The sequence below is a fragment of the Halovivax sp. genome (assembly GCA_007119345.1).
Classification (GTDB): domain Archaea; phylum Halobacteriota; class Halobacteria; order Halobacteriales; family Natrialbaceae; genus Halovivax.
Genome location: SKPV01000124.1, coordinates 24,924 through 44,769 on the forward strand (window position 1 = coordinate 24,924; position 19,846 = coordinate 44,769).

A 19,846-nucleotide genomic window follows, 5' to 3' on the forward strand; every position below is an offset into this window, starting at 1 on the left:
CGTATATGCGGATTCGCGGCGAGCGTTCGAGCGGAGACGAATGACCGACGAGGACTACCTCGAGACGGCACACGCCGAGGGATACCTCCCGATCGACGAGTACGAACTCTACTACCGACGATTCGGGACGGGCGACGACGTGGTGCTCGGACTGCACGGCGGACCGGGAATGCCCCACGACTACCTCCTCCCACTCTCGCGTCACGGCGGCTCCGAGCGACGAGTCGTCCTTTACGACCAGTTCGGCGTCGGCAGGTCGGACGGTCCGGTACCGGGAGACTTCGACCGGTACACCGTCGAGCACTACCGCGACGAGGTGGAGGCGATCCGTCGCGAGCTCGAACCCGAGAACTTCCACGTCTACGGGCAGTCGTGGGGCGGCATGCTCGCCCTGGAGTACGCGCTGGAATACGGGGACCGACTCTCGAGTCTCGTCCTCGCGAATACGCTCGCCGACACCGCCTCGGCGTACGAGTCGATGCGGAGTCACGTCGAGGCGCTGGCCGATGACGATCTCGAGATCGTCGAGCGCTGCGAGGGGCGTCGTGCCTACGACGATCCCGCCTACCTCGACGTCCTCGACGACGTCTATCGGTCCCACGTCTGCCGGCTCGAGGAGTATCCCGACCCCGTGCGTCGGACGCTCTCGAACGTTAACGAGGACGTCTACGGGCTCATGTGGGGGCCCAACGAGTACGTGCTCCTGGAGACGGCTCGACTGCGCGGCTGGGACGTTCGCGACCGTCTCGGAGAGATCGACGTTCCGACCCTCGTGCTCACGGGCGCACACGACGAGATCGACCCGTCGATCGGCGCCGACATCGCGGACCGGATTCCGGACGCGACGCTCGTCGAGTTCGAGGAGAGCAGTCACATGCCGCTCTGGGAGGAGCCCGAGGCCCACACCGAACGCGTCGAGCGGTTCCTCGCCGAGGGCCGCTGAGGCCGTTGGCGGGAGGCGGAACGCGGGATCGAGGACGGCACGGCCGGGATCGGCGGCGCCGGGCGGAGCTCTCCGGTCCGTCGGGGTTCGACGCGCGCACGAGAGGGATCCGCTCGTCCGTGCCGAGTGGGTTCCTCACCGACGGTCGTCCGAACGGGGTCCGTACGGTTCTCCGCAACCGAAAGAACCGACTCCGCGGGGCGGTATGTCCAGGGCGATGACCGACCAGGAGATCCTGATCCCGCACTCGTACTCCGCGGAGGCTCGCGAGACCCTCGTTCCGGAACTCCGCGACCTCGAGGACGCGACGATCACCGTCGCCGACACGCCGGCCGAGTCCCGCGAGGCGTTCGAGCGCGCCACCGTCGCCCTCACGCCGCGGCTCCCCGACGAGTGGCTGGAACGCGCCGACCGACTCCAGTGGGCTCAGGCCACCTCCGCCGGCTACGATCACTACGACCTCGACGCGCTCGAGGAGTCGGGGATCGCCCTGACGACCGCCGCCGGCGTCCACGGTCAGCCCATCGGCGAGTGGGTGCTCGGCGCGATGCTCGGCTTCGAGCGGACGCTGTTCGAGGCCCGCGAGCGCCAGCGCGACGGCGTCTGGCTCCGCGACGGCGGGGGCGAGCTCGGCTCGAAGACCGTCGGGATCGTCGGCCTCGGCGCCATTGGGGGTCGCGTCGCCGAACTCGCGTCGGCGGTGGGTTGCGACGTGATCGGGACCAAGCGCGATCCGTCGACCGCACCGGACGCCGTCGACGAGGCGGTTCCCCCGGCGGAACTGGACGCGGTGCTCCACCGCTCGCAGTACCTGGTTCTCGCGTGCCCGCTGACGGACGAGACCCGCGAACTGATCGACGCCGCGGCCTTCGAGACGATGCCCCGCGACGCGGTCCTCGTGAACGTCGCCCGCGGCGACGTCGTCGACCAAGACGCGCTGGTCGAGTCCCTCCAGCAGGGCCGGATCGGGGGTGCGGCGCTCGACGTCTTCTCGACGGAGCCGCTGCCGTCGGACTCGCCGCTGTGGGATCTGCCCAACGTCCTCGTGACCCCGCACGTCGCGGGCTCGACGCCGCGGTACTACGATCGCGTCGCCGAGATCTTCCGGGAGAACTACGAACGGTTCGTCGCCGGGGACCGGGACGGGATGCGCAACCGGGTCGTCTGAGCGCCCGGTTTCGCGCCGTGCGTCTCGGAGAAAGGTATTCCTCGCGCGTCGGTGAGTCACCGGACGATGACGGACTCCGGACGCGAACGGGCCGGGTCGGCCGACGAGACGGTCGCCGGCGTCGGTGCGCGTCACCTGGCCGTGACGGCGATCGCGGGGCTCGCCGTCGCCGTGGTCGTGGCCCGAACGATCGATCCGTCGACCTACGCCACCGTCGTGGGCGGGCTCGCTGGGGCGAGCGCCGGGTCGCTGGTGCCGTACCTGTACGCGGCGCGGTCCGGCGCCTCCGGGACGATGGCCGAACGTGGCCGGCCGTGGTTCCACCGTGGTGGCGCCGGCCTCGCGCTCGGGCTGGCGACCCTCACCCTCCTCGCCTGGGGCACCCTCTTCGAGTCGCTGCGCGCGGGATACGCGGCCGCCTTCGCGGTCGGAACGATGGGCTACGCGCTCCTCGCGTCGATCGTCCCCCGCCGGTGACCGACGAGGGGCGGCCCCCGTAGCCCAACCGCGAGCGGCGTCAGTCGTCGGCGAACCGCCGCTCCATCGTGACGAAGTCGTACGGCCGTTCCGGCCGTCGGTGGCGCTCGATCGGTTCGTAGCCCCGCGAGGCGTACCAGTCGAAGAGGAACGGGTGGCCGTCGAACGCGGTCAACTGGATGCACTCGTACCCGCGATCCGCGGCGATCGTTTCGACGCGGTCGACGAGGCGGTCGGCCAGTCCGCGGCCCTGCCACGCCTCGGCGACGGCGAGGCGCTCGAGATAGGGTGCCGGTCGTTTCTCCAGCATGCGGACGGTGCCGACGACCGACTCGCCGCCGTCCTCGTCGACCGCGCCGCCGTCGCCGCCGTCCTCGTCGATTGACTCGCCGCCGTCCTCGTCGGCCAAACCGCCGTCCTCGTCGGTCGAGCCGACGTCGCCGTCCTCGTCGGTCGAGCCGACGTCGCCGTCCTCGTCGACCCCGCCGCCGTCCCCGTCGGTCGAGCTCCCGTCTCCGTCCGTCGGCCTGGCCACCAGCGTGACGGCGTCGGCAGCGAGCCAGTCGGCGACCGTCTTCGCGTCGATCTCCGTCATCCGCGACGGATAGCCCAGTTCGGCAGCCGTTCGGTAGGCGTCGCGGTAGCAGGCGGCGATCGCCGGCGCGTCGTCGGCGCGAGCGCGGCGAATCTCGACGGTGGATTGCACGGGCGCCGGTCGTTCGCGGTGGATCTTAAGGGGCGCGTATTCGAGGAGCGCGACCGCGGACCGTCGATGGGCTCAGACCGCCTCGAGCGCCCGGTCGAGGTCGGCGATCACGTCTTCGACGTCCTCGATCCCGACGGAGATCCGGACGAGTTCCGGCGTGACGCCGCTCGCGAGCTGTTCCTCCTCGGTGAGCTGCTGGTGGGTCGTGCTCGCCGGGTGGATGATCAGCGTCTTCGCGTCGCCGACGTTGGCGAGCATGCTCGTGAGTTCGACGTCGTTGCAGACGCCCTCGGCGGCCTCGTAGCCGCCCTCGAGTCCGAAGGTGATGATGCCGCCGTATCCACCATCAAGGTACGTCGTGGCGTTCTCGTGGGTCTCGTGGTCCTCGAGGCCGGGGTAGGTGACCCACGAAACGGCCGGGTGATCCGCGAGGTACTCCGCGACGGCCAGCGCGTTCTCGCAGTGTTTCTCCATCCGAAGGGGCAAGCTCTCGAGCTTCTGGAGGGTGACCCAGGCGTCGAACGGCGCCTGCTGGTTGCCGAGGTCGCGCAGTCCTCGCGTGCGTGCGGCGATCGTGAACGCCGCCTCGCCGAAGGTCTCGTAGAAGTTCACGCCGTGGTAGGCCGGATTGGGTTCGGCGATCTCGGGGTAGTTCCCCTCGTCCCAGGGGAACGTGCCGCCGTCGACGAGGATTCCGCCGATCGTCGAACCGGCTCCGTGCATCCACTTGGTCGTCGAGTGCCAGACGAGGTCGGCGCCGTGCTCGATCGGATTGCAGAGGTAGGGGGTCGCGAACGTGTTGTCGACGAACAGCGGGACGTCGTGGTCGTGGGCGATGTCGGCGATGCGTTCGATGTCGGGAGTCACCAGCGCCGGGTTGCCGATCGTCTCGAGGTGGACGAACGCGGTGTCGTCGTCGATCGCCTCCTCGTAGGCGTCGTAGTCGAGCGTGTCGACGAACGTCGTCTCGATACCGCGCTTCTCGACGGTGTGAGTGAGGTAGGTGTAGGTGCCGCCGTACAGCGAGGAGGCGCTCACGATGTTGTCGCCGGCCTCACAGAGGATGAACGTCGCCAGGTCGAACGCCGCCATCCCCGAGGAGGTCGCGAGCGCGCCCACGCCGCCCTCGAGGCTGGCGACGCGCTCTTCGAGCATCGCGTTCGTCGGGTTCATGATCCGGGAGTAGATGTTCCCGAACTCCTCGAGGGCGAAGAGGCTCGCCGCGTGGTCGGTGTCCTCGAAGACGTACGATGTCGTCTGGTAGAGCGGCGGCGCGCGAGCGCCGGTCGTCGGGTCGGGCTCCTGGCCCGCGTGCACGCTGCGGGTGGCGAATCGGTGATCGTCGCTGTCGTCTCCCATGCCCGGAGCCTGCCGCCGGAGCGCCATAACGGTCCCAGTAGCTGCAATATCGGACGCTACTGCGGTTCACGTCGAACCCGTTCGGTCTCGCTCCCCACCCGCCCAGGCCGACCCGGTTCGGTGTCCGAGGCACCGAAGCTATTCCGGCAGTTTGCTGGCCGGGGCGCCGTAGCTATTTCAGCAGGGATTCGCCGGTCATCTCCGAGGGTACGTCGACGCCGATCAGCTCCAGCAGCGTCGGCGCGACGTCGGCGAGGGTCCCGCCCGGACGCACCTCGCGGCCGCCGTCGTCGCGGTCCGGCGAAACGTAGATGAACGGCACGTCGTTGGCGGTGTGAGCCGTGTGCGGGTCCTCGGCCGTGCCCATGTCGTCGGCGTTCCCGTGGTCGGCGGTCACGATCGCGTGCCCGCCGCGGTCCCGGATCGTTTTCGCGAGCCGGCCCAGCTGCTCGTCGACGGCCTCGACGGCCTCGACGGCCGCCCGGTAGTCGCCGGTGTGGCCGACCATGTCCGGATTCGCGTAGTTGAGGACGAGGACGTCGGGGTCCGCCGACTCGACGAGTCGGATCGCGGCGTCGGTCACTTCGGGCGCGCTCATCTCCGGCTGCAGATCGTACGTGGGAACCTCCGGGCTCTCCACGATCTCTCGAATCTCGCCCTCGAACGCCACCTCGCGGCCGCCGTTCAGGAAGTAGGTGACGTGGGCGTACTTCTCGGACTCGGCGATGCGGAGCTGGCGTTTCCCGGCCTCGGCGAGCACCTCACCGAGGACGTTCGCCGGCTGGGTCGGCGGGAACGCGACCGGGAGGTCGAACGTCTCGTCGTACTGGGTCATCATCACGACCGCCGCGTCCGGCGGATCGGTCTCGAACTCGTCGGCCCAGTCCTCCGGCCGGACGTCGGCGAGCATCCGTGTGAGCTGGCGGGCGCGATCCGACCGGAAGTTGAACCAGACTGCCGCGTCACCGTCTTCGAGCGCCGGCGCGCCCCGCACGAGCGTCGGTTCGACGAACTCGTCCGTCCGGCCGCTCTCGTACGAGTGCTCGACCGCTTCGACCGGCGACGCGGCCTCGAACTCCGCCTCGCGGCTCACGATGGCGTCGTAGGCTCGCTTCGTGCGGTCCCAGTTCTGGTCCCGATCCATCGCGTAGTACCGCCCGGAGACGGTTGCCACGTGGCCCGTACCGGCCTCGGCGACGACGGACTCGAGCGCCGCGAGGTACTCGACGCCGCCGCGGGGCGACGTGTCGCGGCCGTCGGTGAACGCGTGGGTGACCGCCTCGACGTCCCGGTCGCCGGCGAGCTCGATCAGCGCGTGGAGGTGGCGGTGATCGGAGTGAACGCCGCCGTCGCTGACGAGTCCGAGGAAGTGAAGTACGCCGTCGTTCTCGCGGACCTGCTCGAACGCCCGGTCGATCGCGTCGTTCCGGCGGAACGAGCCGTCGGCGATGGCGTCGCCGATTCGAGTGTACTCCTGGTAGACGACCCGGCCGGCGCCGATGTTGAGGTGGCCGACCTCGCTGTTGCCCATCTGCCCGTCGGGCAGTCCGACCCGGCGACCGGACACCTCGAGCTCGCCGTACGCGCCGTCCCGGGCGAGCCGGTCGAAGACCGGCGTGTGCGCCGCCTCGACCGCGTCACGGCCGCCCTCCTCGTCGCCGAGCCCCCAGCCGTCGAGCACGATCAGTGCCGCCTGCATGGTCGGTCGGTCAAGGGCGCGGCGTATCTAGCTGTCGTTCGCCGGGAGAGCGTCGGGACGGCGGCTCGCCGAACGCACCCGTTAACGAGTGCATTCGCCGTCGCACCAACTGGAACGTGGCAAAGCCCTCTTGTTCGCGAACGGTGAACCCCGGCGGTATGTGGCTCGGCACAGGAGGTGCCGGTAGTCCGTCGGGTCGCCTCCGGCCCCTCGATACCGGCTTCTCGGAAGACGACGTGTTCGCGGAGTCCGAACCCATGCGGGTTCGGTTGCGCGGCGCGATGGTCCTCGACGACCACGATCGATGGTCGCTCTTCCGGAGTACGAACGATCTGTTCGTCGCGACCGAGTACGCCTTCGGCGAGAAGCCGATCGTCGACCGCGTCCACTACGTCGGCGCGGAGGACGAGCTCGGCTGGTACGGCGAGTTCTCCGACGACGTCGTCGTCTCGAAGCGGGACCTGCGCGACGAGCGGTTCCACCTGCGCGTGAAGATCTACGACCTGAAGGGCGTACCGAGCGAGATCAAGACGGAGATGGGGAAACTGGCGACGACGCCGGCGGGCGCGTTTCCCTTGCTCGCCCCCTACTCCGGCGACGTCGGTCGCGAAGCCGACAGGCTGGTTTCCGTCGTGAACGACATCGAACGGCACGGGCCGATCCTCGACCGGCGGCTGACGCTCGAGATGGCGGAGCCCGAAACGGGTCGTCGGCTGTTACAACCCGGCTATTACGTGTGCACGAAGAACGGCGTTCGCAATCGCGACCTGTCGCTCGACGACGACCTCCGCATGGTCGAAGGCGTCGACGGGAGCGCGGTCGAATACACGGACGCCAGCTACGCCGTCGTCCAGATCGATAAGAACGTCGCGAACCGGCGGCGGATGGAGATCGATCGGCGGGTGGCCGCGTTGATCGCGCAATTGAACGGAAAGGGTCGATCGTCGGAAACCGATCTCCACCACCTCAGGGAGACGCTGGAGGCGTACACGGTGCTCAGTCGATTGGAACGGGTTCGAGAGCTGCAGTCCAGGTCCGATCTCACGGCGGCGGAAGAGTCCCTCTTAGCCGAGCTGGGCGACCGGAACGAACTGCAACGGTACCTCGAACTCGCGCGGGCGGGTCGGCCCGTGGCCGAGGAAACGGTGCGGTAATACGGAGGAAGTCCGGCGGCGCTCTTCCGGGCGACCGCGTCCGGTCGAGCGTCCGATTCGTCGGTCGTCCTCGCGCCCGTCCCGACGCGCACGGTGAGCTCCAGTCTCGCGAGCGACCTCGTTTATCGTCTCGCGAGCGACTTCGTTCCCCGTCTCGAGAGCGACCTCGTTTCGTCGCTTCACTTCTCGCGGTCGAGGGCGTGTGACCGTCCGTCCGCATCCAGGGCGTGATCGTACGCGGTCCCGCAGTCGCCGCAGACGGTTCCCCGGCCGGGCGGACCGCGCTGGGCGGCGACCGCGCCGCACTCGGGGCAGACCGAAAAGAGTCGTTTCTCCGGCGGCGTGCCGGCGGTCCAGGAGACGTGGACCCAGGCGTCCGCGTTCGTCTCGTCGTAGAGTTCGACGCCGTCGTCGGTTCGTCGCCAGTTGATCGCCTCGCACTCGGGATCGACCGCGTCCGGATCGCGCTGGGACATCGAGGTGGAAGGGAACAACCCGTCCGGAATCATAAGGCTTCTGATAATTGTTATTCCGCGGCCGAGTTAACCTGCGGGCCGGAGGTGATCGAACGCCACCGCTACCTCCGGGGACGATCAGCCGCCCCGACGATCAGCCGCCCCGACGGTCGGCCGCCCCGACGATCAGCCGCCCCGACGATCAGCCGCCCCGACGATCAGCCGCCCCGACGGTCGGACCGGCCGAGACCGGGTCGACCGCGAGATTTTTGGCGGTGGCATCGGTTCCGGGAACCATGACGCTCGATCCGGTCCACTTCGACGGCATCGCGCGACTCGCGCGACGGATCGATCACGGCGCGTCCGAGCGGGACCACCGGGCGTACGCGGAGACCGTCTGGGCGGAGTTCCTCGATCCGCTCGTCGACGGGGGCCGCGTCGTGCTCGAGCCGATCGAGTCGGTGGTACGCCGGCTCGTCGACGTGGAGGACGTCGCCCTCGCGGATCGTCCGTTTCCGACCGAACACGGCCTCGACGCCGGAACGATCAACCCGACGACGTTTCGCAACGGGCTGGTGATCGACGTCGCGCAGGCGGCGATGGCCGCGACGCCGTCGGACCTCGACGTCCACCGCTCGCGGACCGTCGTCGCGTCGGTCCACTCGAACGATCCGACGGCCACCGTCGACGATCGCTGGGATCGATTCGACGAGGGGTACAGTCGGAGCCGAGCGATCAAGGTCCCCCCGCTTCCGCGTTTCGCGGAGGGCGTCGTTCACGCGCTCGCGCTCTACCTCGCCGAGAGCGAGCACGCCCTGGAGCACGCCGAAGACGTGTCCGACCTCCTGGTACTCGACGGGCCGCTGTACCCCCGCGGACTCCTGCGCTGGAACGACCAGCATCCGGACCTCGCCGAGCTGCTGATCGAGGACCACCGTCCGCGGTCGGTCCTCGAGAACTACGTTCGCCTCGTGGAGACGTTCGTCGAGCGCGAGGTCCCCCTGGTCGGCTTCGTCAAGAACCCGGCGACGCGCGTCATCTCGCGAACGGTCGCCGAGAAGGGGGCCGAGGCGCCCTGGACCGACGATACCGCGTTCTTCACTCGCGTGCTCGAACGCGGCGAGTACGTCGACGACGTCGACGGCGAGCGCTGGGAGCGCGACGCGGACGCGCTGAGCTACACCGGCTGGTTTCGCTCGCGCGGCGGCGTCGACCGGCCGCTCTCGGTCGACGGGAACGCCCTCGGCGTCGACCGGCGCCTCGACCGGGAGGCGTACGAAGTCACTTTCTTCGCCGTCTACGATCCCCGCGAGGACCTCTGCTACCGGGTCGAGGCGCCCTACGCGTTCACTCGCGACGACGAGACGAGAGCGCGGCTCACCAGACAGCTGCTGGCGGACGTCGCGATCGCGGGCGGCCCCCCGCGGGTCGTCGCGAAGGCCGACGAACTCGCCCGCATCAGCGCGCCGGAGAAAGCGTCGCTTCGGGAGGCGCTGGAAGACCGGTTCGAGTCGACCTGGGATCGGAACTACGACGATCACCGGTGGGACGGGGAGGGCGGATTCGTCGGCGCAGCGCGCGGTCGATGAGCGGGCCGGCCAACGGCTTTTACCCTCGGCGGTGGAACGTCATCCCATGCTCTTGGTCCGTGGACGGGCGGGCGGCACCGAGCTCACCGGGACGATCTACGAGCGCGGCGAGGACGCGCCGCAGTTCCGGGGCGCTCCCGACGAGGACGCGGCCTACGTCTGGGTCTGCGACGAGTTCTACGAGGTCGACAGCGGCGGGTCGAGCCTCGAGATCGCCGACCGCGAGATCAACGTCGCCTTCGAGTCGCCGATGCCCCGCGGTTTCGACACCCGCGCCCAGGCGGTCGCGGCCGCGAAGGACCACGTCCGGACGCAGTTCGCGCGCATCGGCGTGGCGCCGGACTCGGTCTCGGTGACCGTCGAGAACGGCGACGTTTGCGAGTCCGACGCCGGGTGATTCCGCCGGCGGAAAGCCGGTCGTCGACTCGCGCCTACACCACGTCCGCCTCGCCGCGTTTTCGTCGTCGCCTCCGCTCGAACCTCGCGTCCCCATCGCTCCGTGCTCGTCCCGGCCCTACAGGATTTGGGGCGAACCTTTAGCTCCCAACGCCTCTTCCGATAGTAATGGCTTCTGGACTGCGGTACCCGGTGGACACCGGCGGGACCAACGCGTCGACGGGTTCGGTCGACGCGTTCGCGATCCTCTCGCCCCCGCGACGGGTGGCCGTTCTCGCGGCGCTGGCCCGCACCGACGGGCCCGTGGAGACGGGGGAGCTGGCCCGTCTCGTGGCCGCGGGCGAGTCCGAGAAGTCCGTCGCCGACGTCGCCGAGCGAGAGCGGCGAATGATCGCCATCTCGCTCCGCCATCACCACCTCCCGGCGCTGGCCTCCCACCGCATCGTCGAGTGGGATCGAACGTCCGACGTGGTGGCGCTCGGTGACGGCGTCTCCGCCGAACGCGTACGCGAGCTCGTCGACGATCGATCGACGGCGGCCTCCTCGCGGTTGCTCGGTCGACTCTCCCAGTCTCGACGGCGCCTGGTCCTCGCCGTCTTGCAGGAGGGCGAGCGCGCGCGCTCGGTGGACGAACTGGCCCGCCACGTCGCTGCCCGTGAACACGCCACGAACCCGGCCGACGTTTCGGCGACCGCCGTCGACCGCGTTCGGGTGTCGCTGCACCACTCGCACCTCGCGGCGCTGTCCGCGGTCGGCCTCGTGGAGTACGATTCCGCGGAAGACGTCGTCACCGCTCGGACCTCCTAATCGCCGTCCGATCGGTCGCGTCGGCGGATCGCGATCGCGCGGCCGTCGCTCGCGTTCGACGCGCGTTTCGGCTCGCGACCCGTTCGTTTCTCGTTCATCCGTCGGTCGGGTCCTCGAGGGCGTTGGGGCCCCGTCGCCGAGGGGGTCGATCTCGCTCGTCGGGGGCGTTCCGAGCCCGTTCGCCGGGGGGTCGATCCCGTTCGTCGGGGACGTCGATGGACGATTCGTCGTCGGTCCGATCGTCGAGAACGGCGACGCACGCCCGTCGAATCGCCCGTCCGGGGCCCGGAGCGTCTGACGTCCGTCAGCCGCCGAGGGGAAACGGGTTTTAGGGATGCGTCGGATTGAGTGAGTATGACCGATCTCGGGGATTTCGACGACTTCGCCGCCGACGACGAGTCGGGAGCGGACGGATCCGGGACGCGGGACGGTGGAGACGAAGCCGCGGGCGACGCCGTAACGGCGGCGACAACCGAGTCGGGTGACGACGCGAGCGGATCGGCGACGACCGAGTCTGATGACGAGGCAGCCGGTTCGCCACCGCCGTCGACCGACGCGGGTGGAAGCGACCGCTTCGAACGGACGAGCGTCGAACCGGACGGGGCCGACGAGGGAATCGGCGCCATCTGCGTCTCCAAGGGGCTGCGGGTGGCCGCGGACGAAGAGGACACGACGCTCGAGGCCTACGTCACTCGCGGGAATCGATCGGGGATCCGCCTCGGGAGTTACCTCCTGGCGCCGTACCCGGACGGGGAAACGCTGTTCTGTCGCATCTCCGGTCTGGAGTACGCCCAGCAGTACCGGGCCGACGACGCGACGGAGATCCACGCGCGCCGCGCCATGCGCACCGACGGGATCGACGAGGCCGACTACAAGTTCGTCGCGAGCCTCGATCCCGTGGCCGTCCTCTTCGACGACGGCGGCGAACTCAAGCGCCGTATGACCGATCGGGTGCCCAAGCCCCAGACGGTCCTGCGGCGGGCGACGGATCCCGCCGAGATCAAGACCGGCCTCAAGATCCCGGAAGCCGGCGTCTTTCTCGGCCACCTCTCGGTCGGCGGCGAGACGGTCCGCACCGCGGCGTCGCCGCCGACGATCGATTACCGCGTGAAAGACGACTACCGGTCCGGCGATCCCCTGGTTTTCCGACACACGCTGATCGCCGGCGGTACGGGGTCGGGAAAGACCCACGCGGCGAAAAACGTCCTGCGCCAGTACCTCGCCGACGACCGCCGGTATCCCATGGAAGACGGTCGCGAGGTGCACCCGGCGATCGTCCAGTTCGATCCGCAGGACGAGTACGCCCAGATGCACGACGAGGGCGACTACGACGACGAGTTCGCCCGCCGGCTCGAGCGGGAGGGGATCGCCCACGGCGGCCACGACGATACCGTCGCGTTCGTCCCGAAGGTGGGCTCGGCCACGTATTCGGCGGGCCACCACCGCGCCGAGCAGATCGAGTTCACGATCCCGTTCTCGATGGTCGACGACAACCCGTGGCTCGTCGCCGGCAGCGGCCTCAACGACAACCAGTACGGTGCGCTCGTGAACGTGCTCCTCCCCCGATTCAGGCGCCAGTACGGGCAGGGTTCGACCTACGACGAGTTCACCGGCTTTCTGGACGATACTGCCCTCCGCGAGGAGCTAGACGAGAACGGTCTGGTTCACGAGGCGACCTTCGACGCGCTCCGGCGGCGGATCCGCGGCTTCGGTCACGTGTTCGACCAGGACGCCAGGCCGATCACCGACCTCGTTCACGAGTTCGTCCGGCCCGGGCGCCTCTCGGTCGTCCCGACCTACCACCTGAGCGACTCCCGGGCGACCGAAGCCGTCGTCCTCGCGCTCTCGAGCCTGCTGATCGACGAGAAGCTCTCGAACGATCCGACGTTCGACCGGATCAAGGAGACGCCGCTGATACTCGGGATGGACGAGGCCCACAACTTCCTGACGGACGCCGAGAGCGTCCAGGCCGGCAAGGTGATCCGGAAATTCACGGAGGCCGCAAAGCAGGGGCGCAAGGAGCGCCTCGGCCTCTTTCTCGTCACCCAGGACCCCCAGGACATCGACGACGCCGTCTTCAAGCAGCTCAACACGACGATCGTCCTGAACCTCGGAGACGAGGACGCGATCAAGAGCGTCAACATCCCGCGCGAGCTGGAGTCGAAGGTGCCGTACATGGAGAAAGGCCAGATGGTCGTCTACTCGCCGGACAACTCCGAGCCCGTCGAACTCGTCGGACTCGAGCACTGTCTGACGCGACACGGGAGGGAGTGATTCCGATGGAAGAGTGTCGCGTCGACCTCGCGGACGACCTGGCGGCCGACCTGGACGTCTACTGCCGGACCGAGCACGTCCACCGCGACGAGGCGATCCGGCGGCTGCTCGAAGAGTGGCTCGAACGCAAGCGGGGCGAGTGACGTCGGCGGCGAGCCGAATCGTCCCGGCACCCCGCGTGAGGGTCGAGCGCGCCGAACCCGGCATGTCGCGTAAGGGTTGTCCCCATGGAACCCGGCACCCCGCGTGAAGGTCGAGCGCGCCGAATCCGGGGCTCGGTGCCGATAGCCCTTCGGGACTGAACGGGGTGACCGGTCCCGATGACCCGATCGCAATCTCGCGGTAGCGATGTATTTCCGATGCGACCCGGATCCCGAGACGAGCGCCGTCGGCGCGCGCGCCGCCATTTGGTGGTCGATAGCCGACGGCGGACTCGGTCGGGTGCCGATAGCCACCGATCGAATGCGACGGTATTCTCCGGTTATAGCCGGTATCGGTTCGTTTCCCGCGATGAACGGTCGGTCCTCTTTCTTTGGTTGGTAATAGTTGGCATGGCCTGCTTTTGGGTCCACACTATCCATGACCGACGACGACACAGAACTCGAAGCGAGACTCGAAGAACAGGAGGCGTTCGAACCGCCCGAATCGTTCGTCGAGCAGGCGAACGTGACCGACGAGGGAATCTACGAGGCGTTCGCGGAGAACTGGCCCGGCTGCTGGGAGCGGGCCGCCGACCTGCTGGAGTGGGACGAGTCGTACGACGAGGTTCTCGACGAGAGCGAGGCGCCGTTCTACGAGTGGTTCGTCGACGGGAAGCTGAACGCGTCGCACAACTGCATCGACCGTCACGTCGAGGCGGGACGCGGCGACGAGGTCGCGATCGAGTGGGTGGGCGAGCCGGGCGAGACGCGAACCTACACGTACGACGGGCTCCGGGAGGAAGTGGAGGCGTTCGCGGCCGGACTTCGAGACCTCGGCGTCGAGGCGGACGACGTCGTCACGCTCTACCTGCCGATGATCCCGGAGCTGCCGATCGCGATGCTCGCCTGCGCGCGCATCGGCGCGCCGCACTCGGCGGTGTTCGCCGGCTTCTCGGCCGACGCGCTGGCGACGCGGATGACCTCGGCCGACAGCGAGTACCTGGTCACCTGCGACGGCTACTACCGCCGCGGCGAGGCGCTCGATCACCTCGCGAAGGCGAACGAGGGCCTGGAGAGCGTCGATCACGGCGTCTCCGAGGTGGTCGTCGTCGACCGCCTCGGCGCCGACGCCGACACGACCGCCGGCGGGGACCAGCGCGACTTCGGCGAGCTCGTCGACGAGCACGCGGGCGCCTCGGTCGAACCGGTCCCGCGAGACGCCGAGGATATGCTGTTTCTCATGTACACCTCTGGGACGACCGGTCAGCCCAAAGGCGTCAAGCACACGACCGGGGGCTACCTCGCCTACGCGGCCTGGACCAGCCGCGCCGTCCTCGATATCGAAGCCGAAGACACCTACTGGTGCGCGGCGGACATCGGCTGGATCACGGGTCACTCCTACATCGTCTACGGGCCGCTCGCGCTCGGAACGACGACCCTGCTGTACGAGGGAACGCCCGACCACCCCGAGCGCGACAGGATGTGGGAGATCGTCGCCGACAACGAGGTCGACATCTTCTACACGGCGCCGACGGCGATCCGGGCGTTCATGAAGTGGGGCGAGGAGTACCCCGAGCGCCACGACCTCTCGAGCCTCCGCCTCCTGGGAACCGTCGGCGAGCCGATCAACCCGCGAGCCTGGAAGTGGTACTACAGACACATCGGGAGCGAGGAGTGCCCCATCGTCGACACCTGGTGGCAGACGGAGACGGGCGGGATGATGATCACCACGCTCCCCGGCGTCAACACGATGAAGCCCGGCTCGGCGGGGCCGCCGTTACCCGGGATCGACGCCAGAGTCGTCGACGTCGGCGGGACGGAAGTCGAGGCCGGGCGGGCGGGCTACCTCACGATCGACAGGCCCTGGCCCGGGATGCTCCGGACGCTCTATCGGAACGACGACCGATTCGTCTCCGAGTACTGGGCGGAGTACTCCGATACGGGCAGCGACGACCCCGACGACTGGATCTACTTCCCCGAGGACGGTGCCAAACTCGACGAGGACGGCTACATCACCATCCTGGGCCGCGTCGACGACGTCATCAACGTCGCCGGACACCGCCTGGGGACGATGGAGATCGAGTCGGCGATCGTCGGCACCGAAGGGGTCGCGGAGGCCGCCGTCGTCGGCGGCGACCACGAAGTCAAGGGCGAAGCCGTCTTCGCCTACGTCATCACCGAAGAGGCGGCCGACGGCGACGAGGCGCTCCGCGAGGAGATCGTCGCGAACGTCGAAGACGCCATCGGCCCGATCGCCCGCCCGGAGGAGGTCGTCTTCACGCCCGAACTCCCGAAGACCCGCTCGGGGAAGATCATGCGTCGCCTGCTCGAGGACATCGCTTCGGGGGAAGAGCTCGGCGACACCTCCACGCTTCGCAACCCCGAGGTCGTCGAGAAGATCCAGGGATCGGTGGGGGAAAGGTGATCGCGATGCGGACCCCTACGTCACCACGGCTCTCTCCATCGACGCTGCTCTCCCCGTCAACGCGGATCGCTTCGACGCCGACGATAGACGGACGACCGACCGACCGTCCGGTCACCGGAGGTGGAGCATGACGACCGACGATACCGACGCCGGGTCGTCCGATCGGTCCGAGACCGACGTCGCGTCGGAGCCCGACGGCGGCGCCGTCGACGCGGATCGTCAGCATCCGGATTACCTCGACGAGGAGATCAACCTGTTCCGGCCGGCGACGCCGTTTATGCGGGACAATCTGAAGATGATCTTCGGCCTGTTCGCCGCGTGGTTGCTCTTCATCTTCGGGCCGGTCACGGCCAGCTACTTCTGGCCGGCGTTCATGACCGAGACGCGGGTGCTCGGCGGCTACCCGCTGAACTTCTTCCTGACGGCCCTGATCGCGCCCGCGGCGGCGCTGGTGCTCGCGGCGTTCTACGCCTGGTATCGGGATCGTCTGGACGAGAAGTACGGCATTTCTCACGCGGCCGAAGAGGACGAACCGGCCGGGGCGGCGGTGGCCGACGGGGGTGAGGAGGAGTGATCGCGCGACCGCTCTTCGGAACCGCGTCGGAGGCGCTCCTCCTGCAGGAGTACGAGACGGCGCTCGATCCGGGGTTCAAGCTCGTGCCCGCGCTGACCGTCGTCGCGATGTTGATCCTGTTCCTCGGCGTCGGGTACTTCTTCCGCGTCGCGGAGGTCGACGACCTGTGGGTGGCGGGCCGCTCGATCGGTCCGATCGAGAACGGGATGGCGATCGGCGCCAACTGGATGAGCGCCGCCTCCTACCTGGGCGTCGCCGCGCTCGTCGCCACGCTCGGCTACTTCGGCCTGGCGTACGTCGTCGGCTGGACCACCGGTTACTTCATCCTGCTCATCTTCATGGCCGCCCAGTTCCGCCGGTTTGGGAAGTACACGGCGCCGGACTTCGTCGGCGACAGGTTCTACTCGGACACCGCCCGCGGCATCGCGGCGTTTACGACCCTCGCGATCGCGTTCGTCTACGCGATCGGTCAGGGACTCGGCATGGGCCTGATGGGCCAGTACATCCTCGGGTTGCCCTACGAGATCAGCGTCATCATCTTCATGGGCGTCACCGTCGGGTACGTCGCCCTCTCGGGGATGCTGGGCGCGACGAAGAACATGGCGATCCAGTACGTCATCCTCATCATCGCGTTCTTCCTCGGGATGTACGCCGTCGGCTGGACCCAAGGGTACTCGACGGTGATGCCGTACCTCGAGTTCGGCGCGGAGACGGCCGAGATCGTCGACGAGATCGACGCCCAGTTCGTCGAACCGTTCGCCCACGGCAGCTACTATCACTGGGTGGCGCTGACGGTCAGCCTCATCCTCGGGACGTGCGGTCTGCCACACGTCCTCGTGCGGTTCTACACGGTCGATAACGAGCGGACGGCCCGCTGGTCGACCGTCTGGGGGTTGCTGTTCATCTGTCTGCTGTACTGGGGAACCGCGGCGTACGCGGTCTTCGGCGGGTTGCTGTACCAGGACCCGGTCCAGGACACCGACACGGCCGTCACCGTCGGCGAGGTGGATACCTTCATGGACATGCCGGGCGCCGACGCCGACGCGCTGGTCGCGTTGACCGCCCAGTTGGCCGACCTGCCGACGGCGCTGGTCGGGCTGGTCGCCGCCGGCGCGGTCGCCGCGGCGCTGGCGACGACCGCCGGGCTGTTCATCTCCGCATCGTCGGCCGCGGCCCACGACATCTACACAAATCTCTACAAGGAAGAGGCCAGTCAGCGTGAACAGGTGTTCGTGGGTCGTCTGACGATCGTCGGGATCGGCGTGTTGGTCACCGTCGTCGCCCTCGATCCACCCGCGCTGATCGGCGAACTCGTCGGGATGGCGTTCGCGATCGCCGCCTGCGTGTTCTTCCCCGTGTTCTTCCTGGGGCTCTGGTGGGAGAATACCACCCGCGAAGGCGCGATCGCCGGCATGCTCACCGGGGTCGTCATCTCCTTCGGTGCGATCCTCAACGCGACGATACCGGGATACACGGGCCTGATCCCCGGCGACGCGATCTCGCCGACGCTCGCGACGATCCTGCCGCCGACCTCCTCCGCGCTGATCGGCGTCCCGGTCGCGTTCCTGGTGATCGTCGTCGTGTCGTTCCTCACCGACGACCCGCCGATGCACGTCAAGCGACTGGTCCGCCAGTGTCACAGCCCCGAACCGATGCAACAGATGGACTCCGCCGAGGACGCGCTCACCGACGGCGGAACCGAGGAAGACTGACAATGTACGATACCATTCTCGTCCCGACGGACGGCAGCGACATCGCGGAAACGGCCATCGACCACGCGCTCGACCTCGCCCAGCGGTACGACGCCGACGTCCACGCGCTGTACGTGGTCGACATCGGCGCGGTCGACATCAGCCTCGGAACGGAGCAGGTCGATCGAATCAAAGCCGGACGATTCGAGGAGATGCCGGAGCTCCAGGAGCGGGCCCGACGGGCGACGGGATCGGTCGTCGAGAAGGGCGACGCCCTGGGAATTTCGGTCACGGAAGCCGTTCAGGCCGGCTCGCCCCACCGCCAGATCGCCAACTACGCCGACGATCACGGCGTGGACCTGATCGTCATGGGCTCGGCCGGCCGCGGCGGCGTCCGTCGCGCGCTCCTCGGCAGCGTCGCCGAGCGGACGCTCCGGACGACGCACGTTCCGGTGTTGGTGGTGGACGTCGCCAAAGATCGCTGAGGATAGGCCGGGCGACCGACGGTCGGCGGCGCTCAGTCGCCATCCCGACCGCCCGTCGCGACCTCGAGGTTCCAGACGAAGCCGAAGTAAGCGACGATACCCGACAGCATCGCCAGGTAGTACGCCCACGTCGGACCGTCGACGACCCGGAAGACCACCTCGACCATCGTGACCCAGGCGACCGCGAACGCGAGGTCGACGAGGAGACCGAGTCGATCCTCGCGGACGCTCGCGACCCACTCCGCGAGTGGGTTCACCCGCGCCACCTCCCGGTTCTGGCGGTCGTGTCCGGTGCCGTCGTCCCGTCGTCCATACGCGTCGGTGACACCCGGCGGGGGAAAAGCCTGTTCGCGTCGCTGACGGGACGATCGAGTCGAACCCGAACCCACATATGACCGCCGACGGAACTTGCTCCATGGAAGAGTTGGCCGCGGTCGCGGTCCTCAGGCTGGGTCATCGACCGGGGCGGGACGATCGGATGACGTCCCACGTCGGCCTGACGGCCCGGGCGCTCGGCGCCGACCGCGTAATCTTCCCGGAGAACGCCGGCGACGCCGTGGCGACCGTCCGCGACATCACCGACCGCTTCGGCGGCCCCTTCGACGTCGAGCGGACGGACTCGCCTCGCGGCGTGATACGTAACTGGGACGGCCGCGTCGCCCACCTGACGATGTACGGCGAGCGGATCCAGGACGTCGAGGACCAGATCCGCGACGCCGTCGCGGACCGCGGCGAGTCGCTACTCGTCGTCGTCGGCTCCGAGAAGGTCCCCTTCGAGGTCTACGAAGCCGCCGACTGGAACGTCGGCGTGACGAATCAGCCCCACTCCGAGGTGGCCGGACTGGCCGTGTTCCTCGATCGGCTCTTCGAGGGTCGGGAGCTCGACAGGGAGTGGAAGGACGCCGAACGGCGGGTCGTGCCCAAGGCTACCGGAAAGCAGGTCGAACCGGCCGACGAAGAGTGAGCCGACCGTCGGAGCTGGTGAGTCTATTCGTTACAGCCCGTCGTCGTCATCGTCATCGTCATCGTCGTCGTCATCGTCATCGTCGTCATCGTCGACATCGACGTCGAGGGTTAGCGTCAGCTCCTCGTCGTCGCCGTCGATCGTGACGTCGTCCTCGTCCTCCTCATCGTCGTATTCGGCCATCACGGTGTAGTCGCCGTCCGCGAGGTCGAACTCCGCTTCGCCGTCCTCGTCGGTTTCCTCTTCGTGTTCTTCGTCGTCATCGTCGTCGTCCATCCCGTTGTCGTCGTCCTCGTCGTCCATCCCGTTGTCGTCGTCCTCGTCGTCCATCCCGTCGTCTTCGTCGTCCTCGTCGTCCATCCCGTCGTCGTCCTCATCGTCGTCCGACTCGACGGTGACCGTCGCGCCCTCGACCGGGTCCTCGTCCTCGTTTTCGACCGTGACGGTGAGGGTGTGCTCCTCGTCGTCGTCCATCTCGTCGTCGTCCTCCTCTTCGTCGTCTTCTTCCATCTCGTCGTCTTCTTCCATCTCGTCGTCTTC

At 68.4% G+C, this 19,846-nt stretch carries 20 protein-coding genes; 14 read left to right on the forward strand and 6 right to left on the reverse strand.

Annotation, left to right across the window (positions count from 1 at the left end; translation table 11 throughout):
* Positions 1-40: 40 nt before the first annotated feature.
* The 3 genes from QZT59_RS08620 (at position 41) to QZT59_RS08630 (ending at position 2,588) form a co-directional block, all read left to right on the forward strand.
* Positions 41-943, forward strand: coding sequence for a proline iminopeptidase-family hydrolase (locus QZT59_RS08620; protein WP_290814289.1), 903 nt, complete (start codon positions 41-43; stop codon positions 941-943).
* 217 nt (positions 944-1,160) lie between these two features.
* Positions 1,161-2,111, forward strand: coding sequence for a D-2-hydroxyacid dehydrogenase (locus tag QZT59_RS08625; RefSeq protein WP_290814292.1), 951 nt, complete (start codon positions 1,161-1,163; stop codon positions 2,109-2,111).
* 66 nt (positions 2,112-2,177) lie between these two features.
* The gene (locus QZT59_RS08630; protein WP_290814295.1) at positions 2,178-2,588 is read left to right on the forward strand and encodes a hypothetical protein; all 411 of its coding nucleotides are present in this window, start codon (positions 2,178-2,180) and stop codon (positions 2,586-2,588) included.
* Positions 2,589-2,628: 40 nt separating this feature from the next.
* On the opposite strand, the gene QZT59_RS08635 is transcribed toward QZT59_RS08630, so the two are convergent.
* From QZT59_RS08635 to gpmI, 3 genes are all read right to left on the reverse strand, one after another.
* The gene (locus QZT59_RS08635) at positions 2,629-3,294 is read right to left on the reverse strand and encodes a GNAT family N-acetyltransferase (RefSeq protein ID WP_290814297.1); all 666 of its coding nucleotides are present in this window, start codon (positions 3,292-3,294) and stop codon (positions 2,629-2,631) included.
* A gap of 72 nt (positions 3,295-3,366) precedes the next feature.
* Positions 3,367-4,653 (reverse strand): O-acetylhomoserine aminocarboxypropyltransferase/cysteine synthase family protein, encoded by a 1,287-nt coding sequence (locus QZT59_RS08640; RefSeq protein ID WP_290814299.1) that lies wholly within the window; start codon positions 4,651-4,653, stop codon positions 3,367-3,369.
* 172 nt (positions 4,654-4,825) lie between these two features.
* A complete protein-coding gene (gene gpmI / locus QZT59_RS08645; RefSeq protein WP_290814301.1) occupies positions 4,826-6,352 on the reverse strand; it encodes a 2,3-bisphosphoglycerate-independent phosphoglycerate mutase in 1,527 nt (508 codons plus the stop codon).
* A gap of 158 nt (positions 6,353-6,510) precedes the next feature.
* Between gpmI and QZT59_RS08650 the strand changes: the two genes are divergently transcribed.
* Positions 6,511-7,506, forward strand: coding sequence for a hypothetical protein (locus tag QZT59_RS08650; RefSeq protein WP_290814304.1), 996 nt, complete (start codon positions 6,511-6,513; stop codon positions 7,504-7,506).
* Positions 7,507-7,685: 179 nt separating this feature from the next.
* On the opposite strand, the gene QZT59_RS08655 is transcribed toward QZT59_RS08650, so the two are convergent.
* Positions 7,686-7,982 (reverse strand): hypothetical protein, encoded by a 297-nt coding sequence (locus QZT59_RS08655; RefSeq protein WP_290814306.1) that lies wholly within the window; start codon positions 7,980-7,982, stop codon positions 7,686-7,688.
* A gap of 275 nt (positions 7,983-8,257) precedes the next feature.
* On the opposite strand from QZT59_RS08655, the gene QZT59_RS08660 reads away from it, so the two are divergent.
* The 9 genes from QZT59_RS08660 to QZT59_RS08700 all read left to right on the forward strand — a co-directional run bounded on the left by QZT59_RS08660 (position 8,258) and on the right by QZT59_RS08700 (position 18,342).
* The gene (locus QZT59_RS08660) at positions 8,258-9,550 is read left to right on the forward strand and encodes a DNA double-strand break repair nuclease NurA (protein ID WP_290814308.1); all 1,293 of its coding nucleotides are present in this window, start codon (positions 8,258-8,260) and stop codon (positions 9,548-9,550) included.
* Positions 9,551-9,596: 46 nt separating this feature from the next.
* Positions 9,597-9,947 (forward strand): hypothetical protein, encoded by a 351-nt coding sequence (locus tag QZT59_RS08665; protein WP_290814310.1) that lies wholly within the window; start codon positions 9,597-9,599, stop codon positions 9,945-9,947.
* Positions 9,948-10,114: 167 nt separating this feature from the next.
* On the forward strand, positions 10,115-10,753 hold the full coding sequence (locus QZT59_RS08670) for a hypothetical protein (RefSeq protein ID WP_290814311.1): 639 nt from the start codon (positions 10,115-10,117) through the stop codon (positions 10,751-10,753).
* A gap of 354 nt (positions 10,754-11,107) precedes the next feature.
* Complete coding sequence (locus QZT59_RS08675; protein WP_290814314.1) at positions 11,108-13,027, forward strand: ATP-binding protein; 1,920 nt, start codon at positions 11,108-11,110, stop codon at positions 13,025-13,027.
* Positions 13,028-13,032: 5 nt separating this feature from the next.
* Positions 13,033-13,170 carry a ribbon-helix-helix protein, CopG family gene (locus QZT59_RS08680; RefSeq protein ID WP_290814317.1) on the forward strand — a complete coding sequence of 46 codons (138 nt, stop codon included), beginning with the start codon at positions 13,033-13,035 and terminating at the stop codon, positions 13,168-13,170.
* Positions 13,171-13,606: 436 nt separating this feature from the next.
* A complete protein-coding gene (gene acs / locus QZT59_RS08685; protein ID WP_290814320.1) occupies positions 13,607-15,592 on the forward strand; it encodes an acetate--CoA ligase in 1,986 nt (661 codons plus the stop codon).
* Positions 15,593-15,719: 127 nt separating this feature from the next.
* Positions 15,720-16,166, forward strand: coding sequence for a DUF4212 domain-containing protein (locus QZT59_RS08690; protein WP_290814323.1), 447 nt, complete (start codon positions 15,720-15,722; stop codon positions 16,164-16,166).
* Positions 16,163-17,878, forward strand: coding sequence for a VC_2705 family sodium/solute symporter (locus QZT59_RS08695; RefSeq protein WP_290814326.1), 1,716 nt, complete (start codon positions 16,163-16,165; stop codon positions 17,876-17,878). Before QZT59_RS08690 ends, QZT59_RS08695 begins: the two co-directional genes overlap by 4 nt.
* Positions 17,879-17,880: 2 nt before the next feature.
* Positions 17,881-18,342 (forward strand): universal stress protein, encoded by a 462-nt coding sequence (locus tag QZT59_RS08700; RefSeq protein ID WP_290814329.1) that lies wholly within the window; start codon positions 17,881-17,883, stop codon positions 18,340-18,342.
* 32 nt (positions 18,343-18,374) lie between these two features.
* Here QZT59_RS08700 and QZT59_RS08705 read toward each other — a convergent pair whose 3' ends face one another.
* The gene (locus QZT59_RS08705; RefSeq protein ID WP_290814331.1) at positions 18,375-18,599 is read right to left on the reverse strand and encodes a hypothetical protein; all 225 of its coding nucleotides are present in this window, start codon (positions 18,597-18,599) and stop codon (positions 18,375-18,377) included.
* Positions 18,600-18,757: 158 nt separating this feature from the next.
* Here QZT59_RS08705 and QZT59_RS08710 point away from each other — a divergent pair, with 158 nt between their 5' ends.
* Entirely contained in the window at positions 18,758-19,306 is a 549-nt protein-coding gene (locus tag QZT59_RS08710) for a tRNA (cytidine(56)-2'-O)-methyltransferase (RefSeq protein WP_290814334.1), read from the forward strand.
* Positions 19,307-19,336: 30 nt separating this feature from the next.
* Here the strand turns inward: QZT59_RS08710 and QZT59_RS08715 are convergent.
* Positions 19,337-19,846: hypothetical protein (locus tag QZT59_RS08715; RefSeq protein WP_290814337.1), on the reverse strand; the 510-nt coding region annotated here is incomplete at its 5' end.